Origin of the sequence: Oceanobacillus sp. AG, assembly GCF_009746545.1 — a bacterium.
Lineage (GTDB): Bacteria > Bacillota > Bacilli > Bacillales > Amphibacillaceae > Oceanobacillus > Oceanobacillus indicireducens.
Genome location: NZ_WOWT01000053.1, coordinates 1 through 9,819 on the forward strand (window position 1 = coordinate 1; position 9,819 = coordinate 9,819).

A 9,819-nucleotide genomic window follows, 5' to 3' on the forward strand; every position below is an offset into this window, starting at 1 on the left:
ACAGCAAAATCGTGCCGGGAGATAGAGAAACTCCTAAAAAAAAGGTTCCAAGCAAACTTTTTATTGCTTGGAACCTTTTTATTTACTATTTTTGGCTAGTTATGTCCCAGCCCCTTTTTAATATGGTAAAAATGTTTCGAACCATGCCTCATCCTTTCCAAATATATATTGTACGGCTCCGTGCTCGTCTGTGCGAAAAATTCGGATACCTAGTTCTTCTAATGTTTCAATTACCTCTTTCGTCGGGTGCCCGTATGAATTACCTTTTCCAACAGAAATAAACGCATCATTACTTTGAAGGGATTGCAGAAATAACGGATTGGATGATGTATTACTGCCATGATGAGCTATTTTAATAACATCTGCCTGGACTTGATAGTGCTTTATAATTTCCAATTCCTCTGCTTCACTTATATCCCCAGTGAACAACCAGCTGCGGCCACCAATTTCTGTATAAAGCACCAATGAATTTTCATTGGCATCCTGTTTATCTACTACAGGAGAGACTACTGAAAAGGGCTGTCCTTGAATATTAATCGTACTTCCAACCTCAATGCGTTGTAATGGAACTTGATGATCCATAAGCTTTTGCATCAACTTCGGTTCAAATACATAGTAATCGCTGACATAAACTTCTTTCACAACTCCATCATCTATCATAAATTCAAGACTTCCAAAATGATCAAGGTCTTCATGGGATAAAAACAATGCATCTATTTCATGAATTCCCCGAGACCGCATATAAGGCTTAATGATCCGTTCATACACGGTTGGTGAAGGTTCCATATCAGTAAAGGAGAAGCTTGCACCAGCATCAATCATAATCACACCTTCCCGGTACGGTAATTCAATTATAAAAGCGTCACCCTGACCAATATCTAACATCGTTACAGTTCCTTTGGCCGAAAAGTAAGGAGCAGCTGCATAGCCAGTTAATACAAGCGTAAGAAGGCTAAATCCGATGAAAGCTTCCTTCAACCGCTCTCTTTCCACCAAGACGAGACTCATCACTAAACAGAGATAGTAACAAATAAAAAAAGCAACAGGCAGATCAGATACATACAAAGGGTAATTAAAGTATTCATCCACCCACTCGATAAATAGAAGCACATTATAATGAATACCGGTAAATAATATATCGAAAGCATGTAATATGGATTCTGGCAAAAAAGAAAATAATAAAAAGAAAAACATAAACGGGATAACAAAAATAGAAAAATACGGGATAATTACTAGATTCAATAGAATCGATAACGGTTGAAAAAGGGAAAAGTAATTGAGCTGGATTGGAAGAATAACCATCTGGGATATAAAACTGATAATCAAAACTTGGTAGAATGAGGATGATACAAGGGACAACCATTTACGCGTAAGGATAATTCCAATTGTGACAAGGAACGAAAACTGAAACCCTATATGATAAATGATAAAACGGTCGAAGAGAAGCAACAGGAGAAAAACGACACTAATGATATCAAGTGCAGTCACTGAAATTTTCATTCGCCTTAAAATGATGAACAGAACAACCATTGCACTTGCACGTAGCACAGATGGTTCACCACCAGCAAGTACAGCATAAAGCGGTAAAAATAACAAGACGACAAGTTCCGCTTTCTCCCTCGTCATAGCTGATGTTTTAATAAGTAAAAAATAGACGAGTCCTACAACGATTCCTATATGCAGCCCGGAGATCGCAAGAATATGGGATAGTCCCCAATCCTGGAACAATCGAATGACTGATGGATCAATCTTAGAATCATCACCCAATACAAGCGCATTGACCCAAGCAGCAGTATAGTCACTGATATTTTCCGGTGCTTGATGCAATAAGAGCTGGCGGAGGTAAATAAATCTGTGCCAGAAGGAAGCGCCGACACAATCGATATCGGTTAGATCATGAACAACAATTTGTTTCGTAATTTCCTTCTTTAATAGGAATTGTCGGTAATCAAATTCACCAGGATTGCTTGCACCTTCCGGATATTCGATTTGACCATGAACGATGCATTCAGCCCCGTATTTCAATAAAGCTGTTTCATTAGATGGGATTTCCCTCTCGTCAGGGAAATAAATCACCAGCACTTTATCGGCGGTTGTATCGTCTTCTACAACAAGTTCAATTTTATTTTTTTGAATAATCGGCGAGCGGATTATTTTCCCTTGAAGAAATGTGGAATCGTTGGAGTTTTTCTGTGAAGAAATATCTGCCTCTACTTGCGGCAAATAATAAAAGAAAAAGAGGTAGGAAATAATAGAGAGGAGTAATGGTAATATTTTCAACCGATGACTAGCAAACAAATATGCAAGCCAAGGAAACATCAAGATAAACAAGTTCCACTCAAACAGAACAGATATTGCAGCTACTAGTGCTGATAATGCTACAATATGCCAGTAACCTTTCATTTTACAATCTCCTTTTAGAACAGCCCAAATTTCTCTTCCACAAGAGTGATTTGGACTGTCCATAATAAAGGGAAACTTCATTCAGTAGGGGTTTCCTTACCGGGTTTCCTTACCTCCCCATTGAATGTTAGGTATATCCCCCCAGCTTCACATGTTGGACTTCCTCCCTGTTTAGAAGTGGAAGTATTATAGACCGTTACGGCGTGATAAAAGGGAAAATGACGACAGTCTATTCGTTCAAGAATAGTCGCTCTACTTCTTCTTTGAACTCTTGTACTTCATTGTCTTCTTCATTCTCAGCCAATTTTGTATATAACTTTTCAACGAGTTCTTGTTTTTCCTTGTAATGTGTGTCAAATGTGAGATAGTCTAAATTAACTTTCACCGTTTTTACGCCTGTTTCTTTAAATAATTCGATTGCATAAGGATGATTTCGATAATCCTGTGCATAATAAACGGTTCGAATTCCGCTTTGAATGAGCTGTTTACAACATTGCAGACAAGGGAAATGTGTTACATAGATGTCGGCTCCTTCCGTTGGAACACCGAATTTTGCACATTGTAAAAGTGCGTTGGCTTCCGCATGAACAGTTCTTACACAGTGTCCGTCAATTACGTAACATCCTTCATCTATACAGTGTACACTTCCTGATACACTGCCATTATAACCTCCTGCAATGATCCGTTTATCCCGGACAATCGTTGCACCGACCATAAGTCGTTCGCATGTGCTTCTTAATGCCAATAGATGGCTTTGTGCCATAAAATACTGATCCCATGAAATTCTTTTCAATCGTAACCCCCCAAACTGTTTCTATTCCCCTAGTTTACCTGTCAACTCTATTTTTCGTCAATCCATACTTTACGGGACTTGAATTTGATCAATGAAATTAGCTAATGTTTTTTCACCAATTCCTGAAATATCTAAGAGATCCTCTGCCTGTTGAAACAATCCGTTTTCTTCCCGATATTGAATAATTGCTTGGGCTTTGGCAGGACCAATTCCATTTAATGATTCTATTTCTTCTTGGCTCGCATCATTAATGCGAATCTTCCCTTCCGCTTCTCCATCAGCTGGGCTTGCGGGATTTGCCCCCGATTCTTCCCCTTGCTTAAATACAATGATCGACATCTCATCATGGACTTTTTGCGCAAGATTGATAAGCTGAACATCTGCATCTTCTGTAAATCCACCAGCGATTTCAATTACATCATTCACACGGGCATCCGGACTCATCTCATACACTCCAGGCTTCTTCACTTCTCCTTTAATGTCAATAATTATATTTTCAAAAGTCGTCTCCTGTTCCTCTGCCGGGCCAATGATTGCTTCGGCATCTTCCCCTGCCGCATGGAGGTTGTTTGGCTTGCTCTCTTCTTTCACAGATTTACCAGTTATGAAGAAAAAAAGTAGTACTGCTAGACCAATTCCAGCAACGAATATTATTTTCTTTTTGGCATCTGACATAGTGGGGTCACATCCTTAGATGGGGAAATACTTATGTGGAATAGACAGTTTAGGGGGCTTAATCATATGGTTCGACATCGAACGTTAAACTCCTGCCTACAGAAAAACCTCAAGATAATTGAATTATCTCGAGGTTTTTCTTGCGGAAAAGAAAATTCTTGCAGCATCATCAGCGATGCTTTCATCATTTACTGCAAAATCGGCATACACTTTAACATTTTCAAAGCCGCTCTGTTGTAAAATTTCTTTGTAAAAATTGATAGAAAATGTCCGTTGATGATGCTGTTCGTCAAATCGTTCATACAATCCATCCTGCAAATAATAAAAGGTTAGGTCATGATACATTTCCCCAACTTCTTCGCCCGGAATACAAAACCAGATATAAGAAGCTTCATCGGTTACTTCCGCAAATGTTTCATTAACATAGTAATCCAAAATAAATGGTAAATGATGAACATCGAAGAGAAATAAACCACCTGGCTTCAATAGATTAAATACATGCTGAAATGTTTTGCGGATTTCTTCTGGTTCCGTTATATAATTGATAACATCACAGTAACTGATGGCAAGATCGTAATCTCTCAGTCCTGAAAGCTCTCTGATATCTTGATGCAACCAATTGACTGTAATCTTATTTGCACTCGCTTTATGTTCAGCATACGTAAGCATTTCCGCAGAATAATCAATCCCGGTCATCTCATAGCCTCTTTCAGCAAGTCTAGTCGTTATTTCTCCAGTACCACAGCCAAGATCGGCAATCCGCTTTACGTGAGTTTTGGAAAAACGAATCATTTCCTCCGTGAAATCCACCCATTGTTCGTAGGGGGCGTGAGTCATTAAATGATCATATACTTCAGCCATGCGCCGATACACCATCATTAACCCTCTTGTCCGATATGAAGCGGAACTTCCGCTGCATCTCCCCATAGCCGCTCTAAATTATAGTAGCTGCGTTCATCTTTATGGAATATGTGACAAACAATATCACCAAGGTCGATCAGTACCCAGCGCGCCTGTTCAAACCCTTCCATTCGATTAACTTCAATATCTTGTTCATCCATTTCATCCTTGATCGCCCGCGCAATCGCCTGTACTTGACGTTCCGTGTTACCGTGACAAATTAGAAAATAATCCGCAACTAAAGATACTTGATTCATATCTAGAGCAATAATATTTTCCGCACGTTTATCATCACAAGCTTCCGCGATCGACTGAACGATTTCATTCATTTCCATTCAATAATCCCTCCGTATGAATTGTTCTTGTTAAATCATTATATGCGTGAAACGAATCCGGGTGGATTGTCACTTTCTTCTGTATCAGATAATTTAACGTATTTCTCGCAACTAACCAGCATGCATAATCTAAACTTTGTTCACTCGCTGCACGAACTTCGTCAATACCTGGTATATCCCTGCCAGGTTCGATATAATCTGCGAGATAGACAATTTTTTCGATATTCGTCATACCAGCTCGGCCTGTCGTATGGTGTGCAATGGCTTGAAGTACATCGGAGTCCGTGATGCCATATTCATTTTCCATTACGTGCGACGCGACAGGTCCATGCCATAATTCCGAGTGGTACGTTAATAAATCGTTAGATAAATGATTATTTACAAGATAGGTTTTCAAATCTTCCACAGGCCAGTTCTTGGCGTAGTCATGGAGTGCTGCTGCAAGCTTTGCCTTTTCGGTAGATTCTTTAAAGCGTTTGGCTAGTACTCCACTCGTTTCAATCACACGTAACGTATGCTCAAATCGTGGAGCTTTTAGTTCTTGTTTTACTAATTCAATTGCTTCCTTCAAATCCATATAACCGCTCTCCTCTAATATAAGCATCTACACGCTCTGGCACGAGATATTTCGCCGATCGGTTATTCTGTAGACGATTGCGAATCTCTGTCGAAGAAATATCAATCAATGGAATATTTACCGTCAATATATTGTAATCTGTTGCTAATTCATAGCCAGAGCGTTTCACACCTACAAATGGCACGAGTTTAATAAGCTCGTCTATACGGTGCCAATTCGGAAGGTATTCCACCATATCAGCCCCGATAAGAAAATAAAATTCATAATCCGGGTACAAGGTGGTTAATTCCTTCATCGTATCAATCGTATATGATTTCCCGGATCGTTTAATTTCGATTGTACTTATTTTAAAATACGGGTTCGTTTCGATTGCCAGTTCAATCATTTTAATGCGGTCATGTACTTCCGTCTTTGCATCATTTTTATGAGGAGGTGTGTAAGTTGGGATAAACCAGATCTCATCCAACTCGAGCGCTAACCGGACTTCTTCGGCAATGATTAAATGGCCTAAGTGCGGCGGGTCGAATGTTCCTCCAAGAATACCAATCCTCATCATGTCACCATCCATCCTTTTTAAGGCAACTCAATTTGTTTATTTTCCACTGATTCCTTATAAAGGATAATATTATTCCCGATGATTTGCACGAGTTCTGCATCCGCCCCTTGAACTAGCTTGTCCGCAACCGTCGCTTTATCTTCGAGACAATTTTGCAGTACACTGACCTTTATTAACTCTCTCTTTTCCAAAACGTCTATAATCTGTTCGATCATATTATCATTTACACCAATTTTTCCAACTTGGAAAATCGGTTTTAAATGATGAGCTTCCGCGCGTAAAAATCTTTTTTGTTTTCCTGTCAACATATTATCTTCCTTCCAATACAGCTAATAGTTCGTATTCCATTTCTTGCACATCTGGGCACATACCTGTCCAGATTTCAAACGCATATTGCGCCTGGTAAAGCAACATCGTATGCCCTAATAATATTCTTGCTCCGAGACGTTCTGCATCTTGCAGAATCTGGGTTTTAAGCGGTTGATAAACGATATCACTCATGATTGTCTCGGGATTCAACCGATTCAATTGGACAATCGGCTTTAAGTCAACACTTTTCATACCAATTGAAGTCGTCTGGATAATCAAGTCATATTCATCTAGATGCCGGCTAGCTTCCTCAATCGTGAAAATTTTTGTCTTAGTATTATCCTTACCCAACTTTGCTATATCTTCCGCTTTTTCCTGTGTACGATTTGCAATATCGATTTGAGCGAAACCAAATTTAGTTAGGGCGTAGTAGATTCCTCGAGCTGCTCCACCTGCACCCAGAATCATTATCTTCCTATTTAAATGCTCGAATAAGTCGGGATAAGCATTTTCAAGTGATCGTACGTAACCAATCCCGTCTGTATTGTAACCCACCCATCTTCCTTTTTCATTTACGACCGTATTAACCGCCTGCATTTCCTTTGCAATATCATCCATGTCATTTAAGTAGGGAATGATTTTCTCTTTATACGGTACGGTAACGTTAAAGCCGTCCAATTGTTTTTCCTTTAACTCCAACACCTTTTCTTTAAAATCATCTTCTGGAGTAATTTCAAATAGACGATATTCCCCTTGTAATTCTGCTTTCTGTAATAATCGCTCATGTATCCATGGTGATAACGAATGCTGAATTGGATACCCGATCAGCCCTAACTTGTACAATGAACCTTCCCCCTATATTAATGAATTTCTAACTCCAGCAGAAACCCCTTTCGGACTGTGAACAACGACGGTCGCTTCTTCCCCACTCACCGTTACCCAACCAAGTCCTGGAAATACGATATCTTTTTTACCTCCTGAAATCTTGAAGGAATGCTCTATGAATGGAGGCAAGAGCTCGATACTTTCTTCTGTCGGCGGTGATAATAATCCACCGAGATGTGATTCATACAATTCATCGGCTTTTTCCAACTTAGTCCGATGAATCTCCAACTCATTTGCGAAATAACAAATAAAAGCAAGTCGTTCACCCTTAACAAAATCCAGTCTTGCCAAACCGCCAAAGAACAGGGTTTGTCCAGAATTTAATTGAAAACCTCGAGACTTAATTTCTTTTCTCGGTGTAACAACTTTTAAGTCTTCTGGGGAAAGATAATGCGCAATCTGCTGTTTATTCACAATACCAGGTGTATCAATCAACGAAGCTGAATCATCTAACGGGATTTGAATAAATCCTAACGTTGTTCCCGGGAAATAAGATGTCGTTATTACATTTTTATGTCCAGTCGACTGTTTAATGAGTGTGTTGATAAATGTTGATTTTCCTACATTCGTCGTTCCGACTACATAAACATCTTGGCCATTTCGTTCATAGTCGATTGCTTCCTTCAGCTCATCAATTCCCGTCCCTTTCACCGAAGATATTAAAAATACATCTTGAACTTTAATACCAGCATCTTTCGCTTCCTTCCTTAACCACTGGATGAGTTTATTTGGATTCGTCGACTTTGGCAATAAATCAAGTTTATTTCCTACTAATATAATCGGATTGTTTCCGGTAATTCTTGGAAGGCTCTCAATGAGACTTCCGTGGACGTCAAATATATCAATCATATGAACGATTAATCCTTCCGACTCGCGGATAGAACTAACCATTTTCAAAAAGTCATCATCTGTCATCGGTACATCCTGTGTTTCATTATAATGTTTCAGTCGAAAGCAGCGCTGGCAAAGCACGACTTCTTTCTCTAGTGCAGCAGCAGGAGCATAGCCGATTTTTTCTTTATCTTCTGTTTGAATTTGCGCTCCGCAACCTTCACAATATATTGTTTCCATTTATTCGTCCTCCCAGCTGATTTTTCCTTTGGAGCGGAAATAGTTTAAAATCATTCTTTCAATTCTCCGATTAAACTGTGTAATCTTCGCATCAGACTGCACAATCGGCACAACTAATATCGTATAGAATCCAGCTGAATTTCCTCCAAGTACATCTGTCAAAAGCTGGTCACCAATCACAACGATTTCATCTTTCTCTAGATTCATTTCCTTTGCGACTCTGTTAAAAGCCCTACGCAATGGTTTCCTTGCGCTATATACGTATGGAGTCCCTAGCGGATCAGAAAACGCTTTGACCCGGTCCAAATTATTATTGGATATGATTGTAACTTTAATATCGTGTTCTTTCATTTGTTCAAACCATTTGACTACCTCAGGAGTTGCATCGCGTACATCCCAGGCAACTAATGTATTATCAAGATCTGTAATGATTCCTTTGATCCCCCGTGTTTTCAATTTTTCCGGTTGGATATCAAAGATACTTTTCACATTTTCATTCGGTAAAAACCTATTAAGCACTTCCTACACCTCATTATTCATCTTTCCGTAGTATTATCTTATCCTATAATAGCTTAATTAGGGTGAAAGATAAACTAACTACTGATGTAAACTTCTATTTAATTCTAATTTCCGCCTTCTTGTTCGGTTAATTGTTCTGATGTGTGATATGCTTTTATAATAAACTAAACCTTCACACACGAAAACCAAAGAAATGATCCTTTTATTCAGCGTAAGTGTCTTTGCTCGTTCCTTTAGTTTAGAACTCTAATCGCCGTTCAGTTGCCCGGTGGACGGATGCTTTCCGCGGGCACAGCCGAAGCCTCCTCGGGCTACCGCCCTGCGGGGTCTCCGGACTCGTGCTATTCCCGCAGGAGTCACCGTCCACCGGGCAACTGAACTGGTAGAGAGGGTTAATATTAACGGAAACTATCCCACTATAATGAGAGTTCTAATTCCCAATTCCTTAAATGAAAAATAGTGTTCCAAATTCGGTCATTGATGGGAGCAGTCCAGACACCTCGAGACTCCTGCGGGAGGATAGGCCTAGGTGAGACCCCGCAGCGGGCTTGCCCGCGAGGAGGCTCACCAGCCGCCCGCGGAAAGCGAGAGGTGTCTGGACTGCGGACCCCGGAAAGAGAGTTGCGGACTTACGCTTAATGAAAGGAATTCGTAGTTTTTGCTGATGATGGTATATATGCATCGGTTACACTTAGTTAGACAAATATTTTAAGGTCATATAAACTGAACTCAACAATTAGTAGGAGGAGAATCAGTAATGACCAAAAGAACACGAAGAACATTCACAAAAGAGTTT

The 9,819-nt window shown here is 39.7% G+C and carries 11 protein-coding genes; all 11 read right to left on the reverse strand.

Going from position 1 to position 9,819, the window contains the following annotated elements:
• Nucleotides 1-117 precede the first annotated feature (117 nt).
• The 11 genes from GN217_RS18085 to GN217_RS18135 all read right to left on the reverse strand — a co-directional run bounded on the left by GN217_RS18085 (nt 118) and on the right by GN217_RS18135 (nt 9,023).
• The gene (locus tag GN217_RS18085; RefSeq protein ID WP_198042720.1) at nt 118-2,403 is read right to left on the reverse strand and encodes a DNA internalization-related competence protein ComEC/Rec2; all 2,286 of its coding nucleotides are present in this window, start codon (nt 2,401-2,403) and stop codon (nt 118-120) included.
• Nucleotides 2,404-2,632: 229 nt separating this feature from the next.
• Nucleotides 2,633-3,196, reverse strand: coding sequence for a ComE operon protein 2 (locus GN217_RS18090; protein ID WP_156858037.1), 564 nt, complete (start codon nt 3,194-3,196; stop codon nt 2,633-2,635).
• A 69-nt stretch (nt 3,197-3,265) separates the two neighbouring features.
• Nucleotides 3,266-3,871 carry a helix-hairpin-helix domain-containing protein gene (locus GN217_RS18095; RefSeq protein ID WP_156858038.1) on the reverse strand — a complete coding sequence of 202 codons (606 nt, stop codon included), beginning with the start codon at nt 3,869-3,871 and terminating at the stop codon, nt 3,266-3,268.
• 123 nt (nt 3,872-3,994) lie between these two features.
• Nucleotides 3,995-4,798, reverse strand: a complete 804-nt coding sequence (locus tag GN217_RS18100) for a class I SAM-dependent DNA methyltransferase (protein ID WP_255454422.1) — start codon at nt 4,796-4,798, stop codon at nt 3,995-3,997.
• Nucleotides 4,750-5,106 (reverse strand): ribosome silencing factor, encoded by a 357-nt coding sequence (gene rsfS / locus GN217_RS18105; RefSeq protein WP_156858040.1) that lies wholly within the window; start codon nt 5,104-5,106, stop codon nt 4,750-4,752. Before rsfS ends, GN217_RS18100 begins: the two co-directional genes overlap by 49 nt.
• A complete protein-coding gene (yqeK, locus tag GN217_RS18110; protein ID WP_156858041.1) occupies nt 5,093-5,683 on the reverse strand; it encodes a bis(5'-nucleosyl)-tetraphosphatase (symmetrical) YqeK in 591 nt (196 codons plus the stop codon). The genes rsfS and yqeK overlap by 14 nt, the downstream gene beginning before the upstream one ends.
• Entirely contained in the window at nt 5,661-6,239 is a 579-nt protein-coding gene (locus GN217_RS18115) for a nicotinate-nucleotide adenylyltransferase (protein ID WP_156858042.1), read from the reverse strand. The genes yqeK and GN217_RS18115 overlap by 23 nt, the downstream gene beginning before the upstream one ends.
• Nucleotides 6,240-6,256: 17 nt before the next feature.
• Nucleotides 6,257-6,547, reverse strand: a complete 291-nt coding sequence (yhbY, locus tag GN217_RS18120) for a ribosome assembly RNA-binding protein YhbY (RefSeq protein WP_156858043.1) — start codon at nt 6,545-6,547, stop codon at nt 6,257-6,259.
• A gap of 1 nt (nt 6,548) precedes the next feature.
• The gene (gene aroE, locus GN217_RS18125; protein ID WP_156858044.1) at nt 6,549-7,391 is read right to left on the reverse strand and encodes a shikimate dehydrogenase; all 843 of its coding nucleotides are present in this window, start codon (nt 7,389-7,391) and stop codon (nt 6,549-6,551) included.
• A gap of 12 nt (nt 7,392-7,403) precedes the next feature.
• Entirely contained in the window at nt 7,404-8,504 is a 1,101-nt protein-coding gene (gene yqeH, locus GN217_RS18130; protein WP_156858045.1) for a ribosome biogenesis GTPase YqeH, read from the reverse strand.
• Nucleotides 8,505-9,023 carry a YqeG family HAD IIIA-type phosphatase gene (locus GN217_RS18135; RefSeq protein WP_156858046.1) on the reverse strand — a complete coding sequence of 173 codons (519 nt, stop codon included), beginning with the start codon at nt 9,021-9,023 and terminating at the stop codon, nt 8,505-8,507.
• Nucleotides 9,024-9,819 lie beyond the last annotated feature (796 nt).